This is a genomic window from Rhodovulum visakhapatnamense (assembly GCF_004365965.1).
GTDB classification, from domain to species: Bacteria; Pseudomonadota; Alphaproteobacteria; order Rhodobacterales; family Rhodobacteraceae; genus Rhodovulum; species Rhodovulum visakhapatnamense.
Window position 1 is genome coordinate 137,624 of record NZ_SOEB01000007.1, and the last position, 17,028, is coordinate 154,651.

18 protein-coding genes are annotated in these 17,028 nt (G+C 67.9%); 11 read left to right on the forward strand and 7 right to left on the reverse strand.

What is annotated here, in order from left to right:
- Window positions 1-27 precede the first annotated feature (27 nt).
- Together EV657_RS08570 and EV657_RS08575 are read right to left on the reverse strand one after the other, a co-directional pair.
- Window positions 28-1,242 carry an NADP-dependent isocitrate dehydrogenase gene (locus tag EV657_RS08570; protein WP_134077639.1) on the reverse strand — a complete coding sequence of 405 codons (1,215 nt, stop codon included), beginning with the start codon at window positions 1,240-1,242 and terminating at the stop codon, window positions 28-30.
- A 273-nt stretch (window positions 1,243-1,515) separates the two neighbouring features.
- Entirely contained in the window at window positions 1,516-2,169 is a 654-nt protein-coding gene (locus EV657_RS08575) for an alpha/beta hydrolase (protein ID WP_113668561.1), read from the reverse strand.
- 149 nt (window positions 2,170-2,318) lie between these two features.
- Between EV657_RS08575 and iscR the strand changes: the two genes are divergently transcribed.
- The 11 genes from iscR (at window position 2,319) to EV657_RS08630 (ending at window position 12,215) form a co-directional block, all read left to right on the forward strand.
- Window positions 2,319-2,780 carry a Fe-S cluster assembly transcriptional regulator IscR gene (iscR, locus tag EV657_RS08580; RefSeq protein WP_113668562.1) on the forward strand — a complete coding sequence of 154 codons (462 nt, stop codon included), beginning with the start codon at window positions 2,319-2,321 and terminating at the stop codon, window positions 2,778-2,780.
- Between the two features lie 108 nt (window positions 2,781-2,888).
- Window positions 2,889-3,935 carry a cysteine desulfurase family protein gene (locus tag EV657_RS08585; RefSeq protein WP_134077640.1) on the forward strand — a complete coding sequence of 349 codons (1,047 nt, stop codon included), beginning with the start codon at window positions 2,889-2,891 and terminating at the stop codon, window positions 3,933-3,935.
- A 71-nt stretch (window positions 3,936-4,006) separates the two neighbouring features.
- Window positions 4,007-5,539, forward strand: a complete 1,533-nt coding sequence (gene sufB / locus EV657_RS08590; protein ID WP_075785719.1) for a Fe-S cluster assembly protein SufB — start codon at window positions 4,007-4,009, stop codon at window positions 5,537-5,539.
- A 14-nt stretch (window positions 5,540-5,553) separates the two neighbouring features.
- On the forward strand, window positions 5,554-5,913 hold the full coding sequence (locus EV657_RS08595) for a hypothetical protein (RefSeq protein WP_113668565.1): 360 nt from the start codon (window positions 5,554-5,556) through the stop codon (window positions 5,911-5,913).
- Between the two features lie 13 nt (window positions 5,914-5,926).
- Window positions 5,927-6,238 (forward strand): heavy metal-binding domain-containing protein, encoded by a 312-nt coding sequence (locus EV657_RS08600; protein WP_075785721.1) that lies wholly within the window; start codon window positions 5,927-5,929, stop codon window positions 6,236-6,238.
- Window positions 6,239-6,249: 11 nt separating this feature from the next.
- Window positions 6,250-7,005: a Fe-S cluster assembly ATPase SufC gene (gene sufC / locus EV657_RS08605; RefSeq protein WP_134077641.1), complete on the forward strand. Its 756-nt coding sequence runs from the start codon at window positions 6,250-6,252 to the stop codon at window positions 7,003-7,005.
- A complete protein-coding gene (gene sufD, locus EV657_RS08610) occupies window positions 7,005-8,291 on the forward strand; it encodes a Fe-S cluster assembly protein SufD (RefSeq protein WP_113668566.1) in 1,287 nt (428 codons plus the stop codon). Before sufC ends, sufD begins: the two co-directional genes overlap by 1 nt.
- A gap of 1 nt (window position 8,292) precedes the next feature.
- A complete protein-coding gene (locus tag EV657_RS08615; RefSeq protein WP_134077642.1) occupies window positions 8,293-8,772 on the forward strand; it encodes a YIP1 family protein in 480 nt (159 codons plus the stop codon).
- A gap of 34 nt (window positions 8,773-8,806) precedes the next feature.
- Window positions 8,807-9,409 carry a Yip1 family protein gene (locus EV657_RS08620; RefSeq protein WP_134077643.1) on the forward strand — a complete coding sequence of 201 codons (603 nt, stop codon included), beginning with the start codon at window positions 8,807-8,809 and terminating at the stop codon, window positions 9,407-9,409.
- Window positions 9,402-10,622 carry a cysteine desulfurase gene (locus tag EV657_RS08625; protein WP_134077644.1) on the forward strand — a complete coding sequence of 407 codons (1,221 nt, stop codon included), beginning with the start codon at window positions 9,402-9,404 and terminating at the stop codon, window positions 10,620-10,622. Before EV657_RS08620 ends, EV657_RS08625 begins: the two co-directional genes overlap by 8 nt.
- Before the next feature lie 144 nt (window positions 10,623-10,766).
- The gene (locus tag EV657_RS08630) at window positions 10,767-12,215 is read left to right on the forward strand and encodes a tryptophanase (RefSeq protein ID WP_134077645.1); all 1,449 of its coding nucleotides are present in this window, start codon (window positions 10,767-10,769) and stop codon (window positions 12,213-12,215) included.
- 12 nt (window positions 12,216-12,227) lie between these two features.
- Here EV657_RS08630 and EV657_RS08635 read toward each other — a convergent pair whose 3' ends face one another.
- The 5 genes from EV657_RS08635 to EV657_RS08655 are packed head-to-tail and all read right to left on the reverse strand — an operon-like array spanning window position 12,228 to window position 16,924.
- Window positions 12,228-12,839, reverse strand: a complete 612-nt coding sequence (locus EV657_RS08635) for an ATP-binding cassette domain-containing protein (protein ID WP_113668570.1) — start codon at window positions 12,837-12,839, stop codon at window positions 12,228-12,230.
- A complete protein-coding gene (locus tag EV657_RS08640) occupies window positions 12,833-13,552 on the reverse strand; it encodes an ATP-binding cassette domain-containing protein (RefSeq protein ID WP_134077646.1) in 720 nt (239 codons plus the stop codon). The genes EV657_RS08635 and EV657_RS08640 overlap by 7 nt, the downstream gene beginning before the upstream one ends.
- Entirely contained in the window at window positions 13,552-14,388 is an 837-nt protein-coding gene (locus EV657_RS08645) for an ABC transporter permease (RefSeq protein WP_134077647.1), read from the reverse strand. The genes EV657_RS08640 and EV657_RS08645 overlap by 1 nt, the downstream gene beginning before the upstream one ends.
- The gene (locus EV657_RS08650; RefSeq protein ID WP_134077648.1) at window positions 14,385-15,365 is read right to left on the reverse strand and encodes an ABC transporter permease; all 981 of its coding nucleotides are present in this window, start codon (window positions 15,363-15,365) and stop codon (window positions 14,385-14,387) included. The genes EV657_RS08645 and EV657_RS08650 overlap by 4 nt, the downstream gene beginning before the upstream one ends.
- Entirely contained in the window at window positions 15,362-16,924 is a 1,563-nt protein-coding gene (locus tag EV657_RS08655) for an ABC transporter substrate-binding protein (protein ID WP_134077649.1), read from the reverse strand. Before EV657_RS08655 ends, EV657_RS08650 begins: the two co-directional genes overlap by 4 nt.
- Between the last annotated feature and the right edge of the window lie 104 nt (window positions 16,925-17,028).

Genomic DNA, 17,028 nt, shown 5'->3' on the forward strand with positions numbered 1-17,028 from the left:
CCTTTGGCTGCTCAGGGCGTGGGCGGTTCAGCCGGCCAGTGCCTTGTTCAGGTTCTCGTCGATCTTCTCGAGGAAGCCCATGGTGGTCAGCCATTTCTGGTTGGGGCCGACCAGCAGCGCCAGATCCTTGGTCATCGAGCCCGATTCCACGGTCTCGACCACGACGCGCTCCAGCGTCTGGGCGAAATGCATCAAGGGCTCGTTGCTGTCGAGCTTGGCGCGGTGCTTGAGCCCGCCGGTCCAGGCGTAGATCGAGGCGACCGAGTTGGTCGAGGTCTGTTCGCCCTTCTGGTGTTGGCGGTAGTGCCGGGTGACGGTACCATGCGCGGCCTCGGCCTCGACGATCTTGCCGTCGGGGGTCATCAGCACCGAGGTCATCAGCCCGAGCGAGCCGAAGCCCTGGGCCACGGTGTCCGACTGCACGTCGCCATCGTAGTTCTTGCAGGCCCAGACGAAGCCGCCGTTCCATTTCATGGCGCAGGCGACCATGTCGTCGATCAGGCGGTGTTCGTAGGTGATGCCGGCCTTCTTGAACTGCTCTTCGAACTCTTCCTCATAGACCTTCTGGAACAGGTCCTTGAAGCGGCCGTCATAGGCCTTGAGGATGGTGTTCTTGGTCGAGAGGTACACCGGCCAGCCCATCGAGAGGGCGTAATTCATCGAGGCCCGGGCGAAGTCGATGATCGACTGGTCGAGGTTGTACATGCCCATGGCGACCCCGGCGGCGGGGGCGTCATAGACCACCTTCTCGATCACCTGGCCGTCCTCGCCGACGAATTTCATCGTCAGCTGGCCCTTGCCGGGGAAGCGGAAGTCGGTGGCGCGGTACTGGTCGCCAAAGGCGTGACGGCCGATCACGATGGGACGGGTCCAGCCCGGCACCAGGCGCGGCACGTTCTTGCAGATGATCGGCGCGCGGAAGACGACGCCGCCCAGGATGTTGCGGATCGTGCCGTTGGGCGATTTCCACATCTGCTTGAGGCCGAATTCCTCGACCCGCGCCTCGTCCGGGGTGATCGTGGCGCATTTCACGCCGACGCCCACGTCCCTGATCTTCTCGGCGGCATCGACGGTGATCTGGTCGTTGGTCCGGTCGCGCTCTTCGATGCCGAGATCGTAATAGAGCAGATCGAGGTCGAGATAGGGCAGGATCAGCTTCTTCTTGATGAAGTCCCAGATGATCCGGGTCATCTCGTCGCCGTCGAGCTCGACGACCGGGTTTTCGACTTTGATCTTTGTCATGGGCGCCTCTTTTCGGTGCGGGATTCGCGCTTTCGGATTGGGTGATACCTCAAAGAGGCACGACGGGGAAGATAGTATGCGGTTGTATACGGAATGGCGCGCAAGCAAGGTTCCCTTGGGTCAATCCGATCTCGGTCCCCGATCCGGAACAGCGCTCGGCAGGGGCCGCGGGGAGGGCCGAACCACGAGTGGCCAATGAAAAAACGCTCCGCCCTCGGGGGCGAAGCGTTTTTCGGGGTGGGGGGGGGGGCGCGACGGGGCGTCGCAGCCGGATCAGCGGGTGCCTTCGGTCAGGCGCCGCCGGACATAGGTGCTGACGTTCTCGATCATCGGGTCCATGTGCGGCTCCTGGAAGAAGTGATCCGCCCCCTCGATCTCCTGATGGGTGATGGTGATGCCCTTCTGCTCGTGCAGCTTGTCGACGAGCGCGCGGGTATCGGCGGGCGGTGCCACCCGGTCGGCGGAGCCGTTGATGATCAGGCCCGAGGACGGGCAGGGGGCCAAGAACGAGAAATCGTACATGTTGGCGGGCGGGCTGACCGAGACGAAACCGGTGATCTCGGGCCGCCGCATCAGCAATTGCATGCCGATCCAGGCCCCGAAGGAGAAGCCCGCGACCCAGCAATGCTTGGCGTTCTGGTTCATCGACTGCAGGTAGTCGAGCGCCGAGGCGGCGTCGGACAATTCGCCCACGCCCTGGTCGTATTCGCCCTGGCTGCGGCCGACTCCCCGGAAATTGAACCGGAGCACGGTGAAGCCCATGTTATAGAATGCGTAGTGCAGGCTGTAGACCACGCGATTGTTCATCGTGCCCCCGAATTGCGGGTGGGGATGCAGGACGATGGCAATCGGGGCGTCGCGGTCTTTCTGCGGGTGGTAACGGCCTTCCAGACGACCTTCGGGTCCGGGAAAGATGACCTCGGGCATGCGTGTCTTCTCATTCGCGGTGCCCGCGATTTCTTGACGAAATCGGACGGGCTCCATAGGACAGGACGAACCCGGCGGGCGCGGGTCGGGGTGCATCCGGAGGTAATGGTCCGCCGGGGCTGCGTCAACTGTTTGCCGGGGGAGCGTCGATGAAACTCAGCACCAAGGGGCGCTATGCGATGGTCGCCCTCGCCGATCTGGCCTTGCAGCCGGACGAGTGTCTGGTCTCGCTGTCGGAAATTTCCAAGCGCCAGAACATTTCCCTGCCCTATCTCGAACAGCTTTTCGTCAAGCTGCGCCGGGCGGGGCTGGTGGAATCGGTGCGCGGCCCCGGCGGGGGCTACAAGCTGGCGCGGCCGGCCGCGGATATCCGCGTCTCTGACGTGCTGGGCGCGGTCGACGAGACGGTCAGCGCGATGCATACCGGCGCGGGCGTCTCGGGCGGCACCTCGGGCACGCGGGCGCAATCGCTGACCAACCGGCTTTGGGAAGGGCTCAGCGCGCATGTCTATGTGTTCCTGCACCAGGCCCGCCTGTCGGATGTGATCGGCAACGGGCTTGCGCCCTGTCCGGCGGTGCCTGCGCTCTTCCACATCGTGGACGAGGACTGACGCCGCCATCTGTCGCGGTGCCGCCCGCGCGCCTTGCGGCCGTCGACCGCCCGGCGGCGGTGCGGCCGGAGAAGGGCCCGGAACAAGGGCCGGAACAAGGGGAAGACCATGCCCGGGCGGGTATATCTCGACTGGAACGCCACGGCGCCGCTGCGGCCCGAGGCGAAGGCCGCGATGATCGCGGCAATGGATGTGGTGGGCAACCCGTCCTCGGTTCATGCCGAGGGCCGGGCCGCGCGCGGGCTGGTCGAGAAGGCCCGCGCCCAGGTGGCCGCGGCGCTGGGGGCCGAGGGCGCCGAGATCGTCTTCACCTCGGGTGCGAGCGAGGCGGCGGCGCTGGCCTGCGCCGGGCGCTGGCTGCAGGGCGCCGAGATCGAGCATGACGCGGTGGCGGCCTGGATCGACCCGTGTCTGCCGGTCGATGCCGAGGGGCGGGTCACGGTGCGCGATCCGGCCGGGACCGCGCTTCAGCTGGCCAATTCCGAAACCGGCGTGATCCAGCAGATCCCCGAGGGGCTGGCTGTATGCGATCTGACGCAGGGATTCGGCAAGCTGCCGATCGCCTTCAACTGGCTGGGCTGCGAGATGGGTTTGGTCTCTGCCCATAAAATTGGCGGACCGAAGGGGATCGGGGCATTGGTGATGCGCCCCGGTTGCGACATGGAGCCGCAGATTCGCGGCGGCGGTCAGGAACTTGGCCGCCGGGCGGGCACCGAGAACGTGATCGGCATCGCGGGATTCGGTGCCGCCGCAGAAGCCGCCGCTGCCGAGCTTGCCGCAGGAAACTGGGCGGAAATCGAACGTTTTAGAAGTATTCTAGAATTAACGATTGCAGAGCGCGCAAATAAGACTATTTTTGTCGGGAAAGGGGCGTCGCGTCTGCCCAACACCTTGTGCCTCGCCACGCCCGGCTGGAAGGGCGAGACTCAGGTGATGCAGATGGATCTGGCCGGTTTCGCGGTTTCCGCCGGATCGGCCTGTTCCTCGGGCAAGCTGCGCCCCAGCCGGGTTCTGACCGCCATGGGGCTGGGCGAGGACGTGGCGGCATCGGCGATCCGGGTCTCGATGGGGCCGGGCACGACCGAAGAGGATGTGAGGCGCTTTGCCGAGGCCTGGCTTGCGGCAGAGGCGAAATTCAGGGCTCGCGCGGGCTGAGGACGCGCGGGCCGACAGATCGGACCGGCTCCGCGGATCGGCGGGCCAAGACAGAGAGGCGGAAGACCAGGATGGCTGCTTTGGACAAGGCCGACATGAAGAACGTCAAGGAGGGGGTCGACCAGGAGACGGTCGAGGCCGTCCAGTCGATGGCCGGCAAGTACAAGTACGGCTGGGATACCGAGATCGAGATGGATTACGCCCCGATGGGGCTGACCGAAGAGATCGTCCGCCTGATCTCGGCCAAGAATGAAGAACCCGAATGGATGACCGAGTGGCGGTTGCAGGCCTTCCGCCGCTGGCAGCAGATGGAAGAGCCCGACTGGGCGATGGTCGACTATCCCGAGATCGACTTTCAGGCGCAGTATTACTACGCGCGCCCCAAGAGCATGGCGGAAAAGCCGAAATCGCTCGACGAGGTCGACCCCAAGCTGCTGGAGACGTATCAGAAGCTGGGCATTCCGCTGAAGGAACAGATGATCCTCGCGGGCGTCGAGGGCGCCGAGGCCGCGCCCGCCGAGGGCCGCAAGGTCGCGGTCGACGCGGTGTTCGATTCGGTGTCCGTCGGCACCACCTTCCAGAAGGAGCTGCAGGCGGCGGGCGTCATCTTCTGCTCGATCTCGGAAGCGATCCGCACCCACCCCGAGCTGGTGAAGAAATATCTGGGCTCGGTCGTGCCGCAGTCCGACAACTTCTATGCCACGCTCAATTCGGCGGTCTTCTCGGACGGCTCCTTCGTCTATGTGCCGCCGGGCGTGCGCTGCCCGATGGAGCTGTCGACCTATTTCCGGATCAATGCCGAGAATACCGGCCAGTTCGAACGCACGCTGATCATCGCCGACAAGGAGGCCTATGTCTCCTATCTGGAAGGCTGCACCGCGCCCCAGCGCGACACCGCCCAGCTGCACGCCGCCGTGGTGGAAATCGTGATCCTCGACGATGCCGAGGTGAAGTATTCGACCGTGCAGAACTGGTTCCCGGGCGACGAGAACGGCAAGGGCGGGATCTACAACTTCGTGACCAAGCGCGCCGATTGCCGGGGCCCGCGGTCCAAGGTGATGTGGACCCAGGTCGAGACCGGCTCTGCCGTGACCTGGAAATACCCCTCCTGCATCCTCAGGGGCGATGACAGCCAGGGCGAATTCTACTCGATCGCCATCACCAACAACTGGCAGCAGGCCGATACCGGCACCAAGATGGTGCATCTGGGCAAGAACACCCGGTCCCGGATCGTGTCCAAGGGGATCTCGGCGGGCCACGCCCAGAACACCTATCGCGGCCTCGTCAGCATGCATCCGAAGGCGAAGAACAGCCGAAACTACACCCAGTGCGACAGTTTGCTTATCGGCGACAAGTGCGGGGCGCACACCGTCCCCTATATCGAGGTGAGAAACAGCAGCTCGCGGGTGGAACACGAGGCCACCACCTCGAAAGTGGACGAGGACCAGCTTTTCTATTGCCGCTCGCGGGGCATGGATGAGGAGGAAGCCGTGGCCCTGGTGATCAACGGGTTCTGCAGGGACGTGCTGCAGGCGCTGCCGATGGAATTCGCCATGGAGGCGCAGCAGCTGGTGGCGATCAGCCTGGAAGGGTCGGTCGGGTGAACAGGCCGAAGACGATGGCCGCCTCCGGCGCGGGCCGCGGCACCGGTGCCGAGACCGGGCGCGCGGCGGCCGACCGCGGGCGCGGCCCGGAAGGACGGCGGCGGCTGCTGCCGCTTCCGTCGATCCCGGGCCATGGCGGGCGGCTGTTCCTGACCACGCGGATGCGGCTTCTGATCGTCGCCCAGGGGCTGATCTTCTACGCGTCGCTCCAGGACGAGGAAACCATCGACTGGCTCGGCACGCTGGTACCGCTCTCGAAAGGGCAGGCGGCGCTGGCAGAGGGTCTGCTGGGGCTCGTGCTCTTCAGCCTTTGGGGGCTTTGCATGATTGCCTGGATGCGCGTGGTCGCGCGCGACCGGCAGGACGGGAAATGAGGAAACACGCGACATGATCGTCACCACCACACCCTCGGTCGAGGGCCGCTCCATCATCGCCTATCACGGCGTCGTCGTCGGCGAGGCGATCCTGGGGGCCAACGTGTTCCGCGACATCTTCGCGGGCATCACCGACATCATCGGCGGCCGGTCCTCGGCCTACGAGGCCTCGCTGGGCGAGGCGCGCGAGACCGCGCTGGCCGAACTGGAACAACGGGCGCGAGCCATGGGCGGCAATGCCGTGGTCGGCGTCGATCTGGATTACGAAGTCATCAACAACATGCTGATGGTGTCGGCTTCGGGCACCGCCGTCACGTTGAGCTAAGGGATATCGACATGCTGGAAATCAAGAACCTGCACGCTTCGCTGGAAGAAGAGGGCAAGGAGATCCTGAAAGGCGTCAACCTGACCGTCGAGGCGGGCAAGGTGCATGCCATCATGGGGCCGAACGGGTCGGGCAAGTCGACGCTGTCCTATGTGCTGTCGGGCAAGGGCGGCTATGAGGTGACCGACGGTTCGGCCACGCTGGCCGGTGCCGACCTGCTGGCAATGGAAGCCGAGGAACGCGCCGCGGCCGGTCTGTTCCTCGCGTTCCAGTACCCGGTCGAGATCCCGGGCGTGGGCAACATGACCTTCCTCCGGACGGCCGTGAACGCCCAGCGCAAGGCCCGCGGCGAAGAGGAAATGGACGCAGCCACCTTCCTCAAGGAGGTGCGCGCCAAGGCCAAGGATCTGAAGATCGATGCCGAGATGCTGAAACGCCCGGTCAATATGGGCTTTTCGGGCGGCGAGAAGAAGCGCAACGAAATCCTGCAGATGGCGATGCTGGAACCGAAGATGTGCATCCTCGACGAAACCGACTCGGGGCTCGATGTCGACGCGATGAAGCTGGTGGCCGACGGGGTCAACGCGCTGCGCGCGCCCGACCGGGGTTTTCTGGTGATCACCCACTATCAGCGCCTGCTCGACCATATCGTACCGGATGTGGTGCACATCATGGCCAAGGGCCGGATCATCAAGACCGGCGGTCCCGAGCTCGCGCTCGAGGTCGAACGGAACGGCTATGCCGACATCCTGGCGGAGGTCGCGTGATGGGTCTGCCGCAGGCGAAACTGACCGCGACCGAGGCGCGGCTGGCCTCGCTGGCGATGCCGGTACAGGCGGGCTGGACGCGGCCCCTGCGCGAGGCGGCGCTGACCCGGGTGCAGGATCTGGGCCTGCCCGGGCGGCGCGACGAATACTGGCGCTTCACCCGGCCCGACGAGCTGATCTCGGCCGCGCCGGTGCCGGCGGCGGTGCTGCCGCCCGCCGAGAACGCCACCTTCGAGGACATCGACCGGCTGCGTCTTGTCTTCGTCGACGGGGTGTTCGACCCCGAGGCGTCCGACGATCCGGCGCTGGCCGGGCTTGAGATCACCCGTCTGGCCGAGGCCGAGGCGCAGGACATCTCCTGGGCGGCCGATCTTTACGGCGTGCTCGAGACCCGCGGCCAGAGCCCGGTGCCGCGTCCGCTGGCCGCGCTGAACACCGCCTTTGCCACCGATGGCGTGCTGATCCGCGCCACCGGCAAGGTCGAGAAGCCGGTGAACCTGGTCTATCGCCATTGCGACGAGACCTCGGACGCGATCCTGCATCACCTGATCCGGGTCGAACCCGGCGCCGATCTGACCGTGCTGGAAACCGGCCCGGCGGCGGCGCGGTTCAACAAGGTGATGGAGGTCGACGTGGCCGATGGCGGCGCCTTCCACCACGTGCGCAGCCAGGGCCGCGACCATGACCGCCGCGCCGCGACCCATATCTTTGCGCGGCTTGGCGAGGAGAGCATCTTCAAGTCCTTCACCCTGACCATGAACGGCGCGCTGACCCGCAACGAGGTGGTGATCGAGATGACCGGCGACAACGGCACCGCCCATGTCGCGGGCGCCTGCATGGGCGATGGCAGCTTCCACCACGACGACACCGTCTTCATCACCCATGACGCGCTGAACTGCGAAAGCCGTCAGGTGTTCAAGAAGGTGCTGAGGAAGGGTGCGACCGGCGTCTTCCAGGGCAAGATCCTCGTCAAGGCGGGCGCGCAGAAGACCGACGGCTACCAGATCTCGCAATCGCTGCTGCTGGACGAAGAGGCAAACTTCCTCGCCAAGCCGGAACTCGAGATCTATGCCGACGACGTGGCCTGTTCGCACGGCTCGACCTCGGGCGCGATCGACGAGGATGCGCTGTTCTACCTGCGCTCGCGCGGGGTGCCGAAGGCCGAGGCGCAGGACATGATGGTCCTGTCCTTCCTGGCCGAGGCCATCGAGGAGATCGAGGCCGAGGCCGTGCGCGACGAGGTCGTGGCCAGCCTTGCCGACTGGCTCGAACGGCACCGGAGGTAGGATGGCCGTCACCACCGAAATCGTCGCGACGTGGCGCGGACCGCGCGCCGCGCTGCGGCGGCAGTTGCGGATGGGTCCGCGCGAGGATCGCGCGCTGATCTATCTGATGATCGCCTGTTTCCTGATCTTCATCGGGCAATGGCCGCGCCTTGCGCGCGAGGCCTACATGACGCCCGAGGTGCCGCTGGAGGCGCTTCTGGGCGCGGCGCTGTTCGGCTGGATGGCGCTGGCGCCGCTGTTCTTCTACGGGCTTGCGGCGGTCAGCCACCTGATTGCGCGTGCGGTCGGGGGCAAGGGCAGCTGGTTCACCGCCCGGCTGGCGCTGTTCTGGACGCTGTTGTGCGTCTCGCCGCTCTGGCTTTTGCAGGGGCTGGTGGCGGGGTTCATCGGGGAAGGCCCGGCGCTGGCGCTGGTCTCGACCGTTCTTGCGGTTGCCTTTCTCGCGATTTGGCTCTTGTCTCTGGTCGAGGCCGAGGCGTAGGCCCGTGCCCGACGAGACGCAGGATAGCCCGATCATGACCGAACCCAGACCCTCCTTGCTGTTGCTGGCCCGCGACACCGTCACCGATCCGCGCGGCAGCGCGGTGCGCATCCTGTCGCTGGCCCCGCCGCGTGCCGTGCTGTGGGAGGCGCTGGCTCTGGTCGTGATCCTCAGCATTCTGCTGACCGAGCTGGGCGAGCTGATCAACCCGGCGCCGGTCGACCCGATGATGCCGGTCTTCATGCATTACCCGCTGGCGGCGGCGGCGGTGCAGGGGCTGCTTTTGGTCGTGACGGTGCATGCCATCGCCGGGATCGGCCGGGTCTTCGGCGGCACCGGGGATCTGGACGGTGCGCTGGCCCTGACCGTCTGGCTGCAATTCGTCATGGCCTGCCTGCAGGTGGTGCAGCTTGTCTTCCTGATCGTGCTGCCGCCCGCCGCGGGCCTGGTGGGCATTTTCGGCATCGGCCTTTTCTTCTGGCTTCTCAGTCACTTTGTCGCCGTTCTTCACGGCTTTCCCTCGGTCCTGAAAACCTTCGCGATGATCGTCTTCTCGATGATCGGGATCGTCTTCGGGATGAGCCTGATCCTGTCGATCCTCGGTATCACCCTGACCGGAGCCATCCCCGATGTATGACGTGCACAAGATCCGTGCCGATTTTCCGATTCTCTCGCGTCAGGTGAACGGCAAGCCGCTGGTCTATCTCGACAACGGCGCCTCGGCGCAGAAGCCGCAGGCCGTGATCGACGCGGTGACGCAGGCCTATGCGATGGAATACGCGAACGTCCATCGCGGGCTGCATACGCTCTCGACCATCGCGACCGAGAAATACGAGGCGGTGCGCGGCATCATCGCGCGCTTCCTCGGTGCCGCCGACGCGGACGAGATCGTCTTCACCTCCGGCGCGACCGAGGGCATCAATCTGGTGTCCTATGCCTGGGCCGCGCCGCGCTTCGAACCCGGCGACGAGATCGTGCTGTCGGTGATGGAGCATCACGCCAATGTGGTGCCCTGGCATTTCCTGCGCGAACGCCAGGGGGCTGTGCTGAAATGGGTCGATGTCGATGGCAACGGCAATCTCGACCCGCAGGCGGTGATCGACGCCATCGGGCCCCGGACGAAGCTGGTCGCCGTCACCCAGATGTCGAACGTGCTGGGCACCGTGGTCGATGTGGCGGCCATCGTGAAGGGCGCGCATGAGAAGGGCGTGCCGGTGCTGGTCGACGGCTCGCAGGGCGCGGTGCACCAGCCTGTCAACGTGGATGCGCTGGGGGCCGATTTCTACGCCATCACCGGGCACAAGCTTTACGGTCCCTCGGCCTCGGGCGCGATCCACATCCGCAAGGAGCGGATGGCCGAGATGCGTCCGTTCATGGGCGGCGGCGACATGATCCGCGAGGTCCACAAGGACGGCATCCTGTATGCCGATCCGCCGATGCGCTTCGAGGCGGGCACCCCCGGGATCGTCCAGCAGATCGGGCTGGGCGTGGCGCTCGACTACATGATGGGCGTCGGGATGGAGGCCATTGCGGCCCATGAGAAGGCGATCACCGCCTATGCCATGGACCGGCTGACCGGGCTCAACTGGCTGCAGGTGCAGGGCAAGGCCGACCATCGCGGCGCGATCTTTTCCTTCACGCTGGAAGGCCCGGCGCATCCGCATGACATCTCGACCGTGCTTGACAAGAAGGGCGTCGCGGTCCGGGCGGGCCACCATTGCGCGGGGCCGCTGATGGACCATCTGGGCATCACGGCCACCTGCCGCGCCTCCTTCGCGATGTACAACACCACCGAAGAGGTCGACAGGCTGATCGAGGCGCTGGAACTCTGCCGCGACCTCTTTGCCTGACCGGGCGCCTGCCGGTCCTTTTCGTCTCCTCCTTCCCGTCCCGGCACCGCGCGCGTGTTTGACGCAGTGCCAAGGGCGGGGCCGCGCGCGAAACTTTCTTGCGCAATCACGAGGCCGTGACATCGGCCCGAGGAGGAGACCCCCATGCCCAGCGTCCGTTTTTTCAGCGGCGAGACCGTCCCGCTCGAGATGCACAAGGTCCGCGTCGTCCAGAAGCTGACCCTGCCCGATATCGACACGCGTCTCGCGGCGATCACCGCGGCGGGCAACAACACGTTCCTTTTGCAGAACAGGGACGTGTTCATGGACATGCTGACCGACAGCGGCGTCAACGCCATGAGCGACCGGCAGGTCGCGGCGATGATGGTGGCCGATGACAGCTATGCCGGATCGGCGACCTATACCCGGCTGGAAACCCGGCTGCGCGAGATCTTCGGCATGGACTGGATCCTGCCGACCCATCAGGGCCGGGCCTGCGAAAACATCCTGGCGCAGGTGATGGTGACGCCGGGCTCGATCGTGCCGATGAACTATCACTTCACCACCACCAAGGCGCATATCGTTCTGAACGGCGGCAGCGTCGAGGAGATCATCCATGCCCGCGGGCTCGAGGTCACCTCGGACGAGCCGTTCAAGGGCGACATGGATGTCGCGGCGCTGGACCGGCTGGTGGCCGAGCATGGCGCCGGGCGCATCGCCTTCGTCCGGGTCGAGGCGGGCACCAACCTGATCGGCGGCCAGCCGGTCTCGCTGGCGAACCTGCAGGAGGTGCGCGCGGCCTGCGACCGGCACGGGCTGACGCTGGTCTATGACGCAAGCCTGATGGCCGACAACCTCTACTTCCTCAAGACCCGCGAGGCCGCCTGCCGCGATCTGTCGATCCGCGAGATCACCCGCAAGATCGCCGATCTGTGCGACGTGATCTATTTCTCGGCCCGCAAGCTCGGCTGTGCGCGCGGCGGCGCGATCTGCGTCCGCGACGAGGCGCTTTACAACCGGATGCGGGGGCTCGTGCCGCTTTACGAGGGCTTCCTGACCTATGGCGGCATGTCGGTGCGCGAGATCGAGGCGCTGACCGTCGGGCTAGAAGAGACCATGGACGAGGACATGATCTCGCAGGGGCCGCAATTCATCGCCTACATGGTGGGCGAACTCGACCGCCGCGGCATTCCGGTGATCACGCCGGCGGGCGGGCTTGGCTGTCATATCGACGTGATGCGCTTCCTCGATCACGTGCCGCAGCCGCAGTATTCGGCGGGGGCGCTGGCCTCGGCGCTGTACATCGCCTCGGGCGTGCGCGGGATGGAGCGCGGCACCCTGTCCGAACAGCGCGCCCCCGACGGCACCGAGCCGCTGGCCAATATGGAGCTGGTACGGCTCGCCATGCCGCGCCGGGTCTTCACCCTGTCGCAGGTCAAATACGCCATCGACCGGATCGACTGGCTCTGGCAGAACCGCAGGCTGGTGGGCGGGCTGACCTTCGTCGAGGAACCCGAGATCCTGCGTTTCTTCTACGGCCGTCTCGCGCCGGTCTCGGACTGGCAGCAAAGGCTGGTGGCGCAGTTCAAGGCCGATTTCGGCGACAGCCTCTGAGGGCTGTCTCGGTCAGGCCTGGCAAAGCCGCCCGTCCGTCAGCACCGTGTCGCGCGCGGCCAGCGCGCGGCGCAGCCCGGCATCGTGGCTGATCACGATCAGCGCCATGCCGCGCGCCCGTGCCAGCGGCAACAGCGCCTGCCACAGATCGCGCGCCGCCAGCGCGTCAAGCTGGGCGGTGATCTCGTCGCAGATCAGCACACGGGTCTCGGGCCGGATCATCCGCGCCAGCGACACCCGCGCCAGCTCGCCCCCCGACAGCTCGCCGGGCAGGCGGCGGCTCCAGTCCGCACGGATGCCCAGCGCCGCGACCGCCCCGGCATCGGGCGGCCCGCCATTCTTCAGGATCTTCGCCACCGGCCAGCGCGGGTCGGTCGCGGCATCGGGCGACTGGGGCGCGTGCTGGACCGGGCAGGGCCCCCTGCCGGGAAGACCCGCGCCCTGCCAGCGGACGCGGCCGCCCTCGGGCCGTGTCCGGCCCGCAAGGATGCGCCCCAGCGTCGACTTGCCCGCGCCCGAGGCCCCGCCGATCCCCAGCACCTCGCCCGGGGCAAGGCGCAGCGACACGCCGCGCAGCACGTCGCGGCCGCCGAAGCCGTGGCGGATGTCCTCGGCGCTCAGCATGCCTCGGCCCACTCGGTTGCGGTCCAGGTCTGGGCGTCCCACAGCGCGCGGGTGAAGGGATGGGTCAGCCCCTCGGGGAAGGCGGCGGCCGGGGCGGTCTCGACCGGGCGGCCCTCGCACAGCACCGTCACGCGGGTCGCCGTCGCGACCAGCCGGGGCAGGTCGTGGCTGATGATGAGAACGCCGGTCCCATCGGCCGCGAGCCCGCCCAGCAGCGCCATGATCCGGTCGGCCGCCTCGGGGTCGAGCCCCAGCGTCGGTTCGTCGGCGATCAGGGTTCCGGCTCCGGTCGCCAGCGCCGTCGCGATCAGCACCCGCTTGGCCATGCCGCCCGACAGCTCGTGCGGATAGGCGCGAAGGGCGGCCTCGGGCAGGCCGAGCCGCGCCATCAGCGCGGCCGGATCGGCGCGCCGCCGCGCGAGCCGGGCCAGCCGTGCGATCTGCGTGCCCGCCCGCGCCAGCGGATCGAGCGCCGTCACCGCTTGCGGCGCCAGAGCGATGCGGCCCGAGACCTCGATCCGGCCCGAAAGCTCGGCATTGCGGGGCAGGGTGCCGGTCAGCGCCTCGGCGATCAGGCTTTTCCCGGCTCCCGAGCCGCCGACCAGCCCCGCGCAGTCGCCGGGTCCCACGGTCAGGCTGACGCCCGCAAGCGGGCGGGTCAGGCGCCCGTCATGCTGGCGGAAGGCGACCGACAGGTCCTCGATGCGCAACATCAGGCCACCCCCTCGCTCGGGTCGGCCGCGCGCCGCAGCGCCTCGCCGAAACGTTCCACCGTCAGCGCGACCAGCATCAGGCCCGCGCCCGGGAAGACCGCGACCCACCAGTGCCCGGCCATCAGTGCCCGCAGCGAGTCCGCCAGGATCACCCCGATCGAGGGCAGATGCGGCGGAATGCCGAGCCCGACGAAGGACAGCCCCGCCTCGTGCAGCACGGCATGCGGAAAGATCAGCACGAAGCCCGCCACGATCTGCGGGATCAGATGCGGCGCCAGATGATGGCGTGCGATCCAGACCGGCCCGCGCCCGAGCCCGCGCGAGATCGCGACATAGTCGGAGGCGGCGACCGTCTGCGCCTCGAGCCGCAGGACGCGGGTGAGCCGGGGCCAGTGGGTCAGCCCGACGCCCAGGATCACGCCTGCCATGCCGCCGCCCGCGGCATAGGAGATCAGCAGGATCAGCACGAAATGCGGCAGCCCCAGCGCCAGTTCGGTCGCGACCCCCACCAGCCGGTCGGCCAGCCGGTGCGAGGCGGCGGCAAGCCCGAAGACGACCGCGACCGCCGTCGACAGCACCGCCGCGAACAGCCCGACCTTGATCGAGGTGGCCAGCGCCAGCGCGGTGCGCAGCGCCATGTCCCGCCCCAGACTGTCGGTGCCGAAGGGATGCGCCAGCGAGGGGGCGAGGTTGCGGGCAAGCGCGCTGACGGGCGGGCCTTCGGGCGGCAGGGCAAGCGCCGCCAACAGCAGCACCGCGACAAGCCCCAGCGCCAGCCCGCCCCGGATCAGCAGGTCGCGGCGCACCGGCGAGGCGAGGGTGAGGGCGGCGATCATGCCTGCCTCAGTCTTGGGTCGAGCAGCCGCGCCGCGATATCGGCGGCGAGATTGCCCAGAAAGACCACCACCAGCGTGGCCAGCGCGATCCCCAGCAAAAGCGGCGCATCGGCGCCCAGCGCCGCGCGCACCGTCGCCTGCCCGAGGCCCGGCCAGGCAAAGACCGTCTCGGCCAGAACCGACCCGCCGATCAGCTCGCCCGTGCCCGCCAGATGCACGGCCAGCGCCGGGCCCAGCGCATGGCGCAGCCCCGGCCTCCAGGCCAGCCAGCCGGGGCGGGCGCCATGGGCGGCCAGATGGCGCGCGGCGGGGCTTTCGAGAAAGGCCGCGGCGCGGGCGCGGCTATGCAGGATCAGCGGCCCGGTGCCCACCACCGACAGGGTCGCCGCGGGCAGGATCAGATGGCGCAGTCGCGCGGCCAGATCGGCCTCGTCGGCGGTCAGACCGGGCGGGGCCGCGCAACAGGAGGGCAGCCAGCCAAGCCCGACGGCGAAAAGCGCGATCAGCAAAAGCGCGACCCAGAAGCCGGGGCTTGCCGTCAGCACCACGGCAAAGCCCCGGATCGCCCGATCGGGCCAGCGCCCGCGCGTCGCGGCGGCGGTCAGCCCGAGGCTCAGCCCCACCGCGAAGGACATCAGGAAGGCCAGCGCGATCAGCGTCAGCGAGGCCCCGGCGCGGCCCGCCAGCACTTGGGCGACGGGTGCGTTGAAGGTGATCGAGCTGCCCAGATCGCCGCGCGCGATGTGACCGAGCCACAGCGCGAACCGTTCGGGCGCGGGCGCGTCGAGCCCCCAGGCCTGGGCAATGGCTGCGCGCTGGTCGGGGCCAACCTCGGCGACGCGGGCGCCGACATAGGACGTGATCGGGTCGACCGGGGCCAGCGAGACCAGCGTGAAAAGCCCCGCCATCGCCAGCGGCAGCAACCAGGCCAGCCGGATCAGCCGCTCGACCAGCAGCCGCCCGAGCCAGCCTGTCATTCGCAGGTCCAGCGCCACCCGGGCAGCCCTTGTGTGATCGGCCAGCCATGGCCATGCGGCTCGGTCTGGATCGGGCCGAGATCGAGGCAGTCGCTGACCCAGTAGGAATGGTCGATATTGATCAGCCAGGTCCAGGCCGCGTCGCCCTTCGCGCCAAAGCCGGTGGTCCCGTCCCATTGCGCGGCGCGCCATTCGGGCAGCGAGGCCTCGTAGCTTTCAGAGGCTTCGGCGGCGGCGAAATGGGCATCGACCGCCGGGTTTGCGTAAAAGCCCGGATTGTACCAGCCCCGGCCCGCAAGGCTGCTCTCATAAAGGTTGAAAACCTCCGACGGGTCGTGCGAGCCCCAGCCGAAGACCACCGGCTCGGAATGCATGAGCCGCCCGATCTCGTCCCAGCTCCGGCCGTCGGGAATCGCCCGGATGCCGACCGGTTTCAGCGCCTCGGCGACCCCCAGCGCCAGCGCTTGCCGCACCGAATCCGAGGCGGGATAGACCAGCTGGAACTGCGCCTTCAGCCCGCCTTTCTCGCGCAGCCCGTCGCCATCGGCATCGGTCCAGCCCGCCGATTCCAGCGTGGCGCGCGCGGCATCCGGGCCGGTCTCGGACAGGCGGTCGGCGGGGTTGTCCCAGGGCAGCCCGTCGGCCGGGCCATGGGCGGGGGCGCCATGGCCGTTGACCGCCAGCGCCAGCAGCGCGGTCCGGTCCACCGCCTGATCGACCGCCACCCGGATGGCGCGGTCGGCGGTGACGTCATTGCCGATGGGGGCTCCTTCCGCGGTCGTGCCGCCCGCTGGACGCATCGGGAACATCACCCCGCGATTGTCGACGCTGGGCACATGCAGCACCTGCATCCCCTCTGGCGCGGCATCGGCCTCGGCCGGGGGGACGGCGACGATCTGCGCCGCGCCGGTGCGCGCCAGCGCCAGCCCCGCCGCCTCGGCCCCGAAGACGAAGGTCACGCGCGGAAACGGGATCTCGGGGCCGTGCCAGTAGGGGTTCGGCGCGACGATCAGCTGTTCGCCCTCGCGCCATTCGACCAGGCGGAACGGCCCGGCGCCGACCGGGTGGCGGGCGTAATCCGGCCCATAGGATGCCTTCGGCACGATCCCCAGCGTCGCCAGATCGCCGGTGAAGGTGATCTGCGGATGGCGGAGTTCCAGCTCGACGGTCAGCGGGCCGGTCGCGCGGGCCTCTTTCAGCACCTTGAGATCGGTCAGCCCGTCGCCGTCGCGTGCGGCGTTGAAGGTGAAGGCCACATCCTCGGCGCTCAGCCGCGTGCCGTCCGAGAAGCGGGCATCGTCGCGAAGCGTGATGGTCCAGGTCAGCCGGTCGTCCGACAGCGTCCAGCCCGTCGCAAGATCGCCCGCCAGCGACAGATCGGCCTCGCGCCGCAGGAGCGTTGCCTGAAACAGCGGGTTCCCGTAGCGGCCCCAGCCCATGATCGGGTCGAAACCGGTCTCGGGCTCGCCGCCCACCGCCAGCACCAAGGGCGGGGCCGCCTCGGCGGCCAGCGGCAGACTCAACGAAACGGCAAGGGCAAGGAAGGACAGGGGGCGCATGCGGAATCGGTATGATTTATGTGTTCGATATTCATACGACCGGAGGGGCGGGAATGCCAAGCGCGGTTCTGTCTCTTGTTCGCCCGGCTCTTGTTCGTGCGCGG

Coding starts and splice junctions, on each gene's coding strand:
- EV657_RS08570 (WP_134077639.1), bottom strand. CDS start 1,242: ATGACAAAGATCAAAGTCGAAAACCCGGTCGTCGAGCTCGACGGCGAC.
- EV657_RS08575 (WP_113668561.1), bottom strand. CDS start 2,169: ATGCCCGAGGTCATCTTTCCCGGACCCGAAGGTCGTCTGGAAGGCCGT.
- iscR (WP_113668562.1), top strand. CDS start 2,319: ATGAAACTCAGCACCAAGGGGCGCTATGCGATGGTCGCCCTCGCCGAT.
- EV657_RS08585 (WP_134077640.1), top strand. CDS start 2,889: ATGCCCGGGCGGGTATATCTCGACTGGAACGCCACGGCGCCGCTGCGG.
- sufB (WP_075785719.1), top strand. CDS start 4,007: ATGGCTGCTTTGGACAAGGCCGACATGAAGAACGTCAAGGAGGGGGTC.
- EV657_RS08595 (WP_113668565.1), top strand. CDS start 5,554: ATGGCCGCCTCCGGCGCGGGCCGCGGCACCGGTGCCGAGACCGGGCGC.
- EV657_RS08600 (WP_075785721.1), top strand. CDS start 5,927: ATGATCGTCACCACCACACCCTCGGTCGAGGGCCGCTCCATCATCGCC.
- sufC (WP_134077641.1), top strand. CDS start 6,250: ATGCTGGAAATCAAGAACCTGCACGCTTCGCTGGAAGAAGAGGGCAAG.
- sufD (WP_113668566.1), top strand. CDS start 7,005: ATGGGTCTGCCGCAGGCGAAACTGACCGCGACCGAGGCGCGGCTGGCC.
- EV657_RS08615 (WP_134077642.1), top strand. CDS start 8,293: ATGGCCGTCACCACCGAAATCGTCGCGACGTGGCGCGGACCGCGCGCC.
- EV657_RS08620 (WP_134077643.1), top strand. CDS start 8,807: ATGACCGAACCCAGACCCTCCTTGCTGTTGCTGGCCCGCGACACCGTC.
- EV657_RS08625 (WP_134077644.1), top strand. CDS start 9,402: ATGTATGACGTGCACAAGATCCGTGCCGATTTTCCGATTCTCTCGCGT.
- EV657_RS08630 (WP_134077645.1), top strand. CDS start 10,767: ATGCCCAGCGTCCGTTTTTTCAGCGGCGAGACCGTCCCGCTCGAGATG.
- EV657_RS08635 (WP_113668570.1), bottom strand. CDS start 12,839: ATGCTGAGCGCCGAGGACATCCGCCACGGCTTCGGCGGCCGCGACGTG.
- EV657_RS08640 (WP_134077646.1), bottom strand. CDS start 13,552: ATGTTGCGCATCGAGGACCTGTCGGTCGCCTTCCGCCAGCATGACGGG.
- EV657_RS08645 (WP_134077647.1), bottom strand. CDS start 14,388: ATGATCGCCGCCCTCACCCTCGCCTCGCCGGTGCGCCGCGACCTGCTG.
- EV657_RS08650 (WP_134077648.1), bottom strand. CDS start 15,365: ATGACAGGCTGGCTCGGGCGGCTGCTGGTCGAGCGGCTGATCCGGCTG.
- EV657_RS08655 (WP_134077649.1), bottom strand. CDS start 16,924: ATGCGCCCCCTGTCCTTCCTTGCCCTTGCCGTTTCGTTGAGTCTGCCG.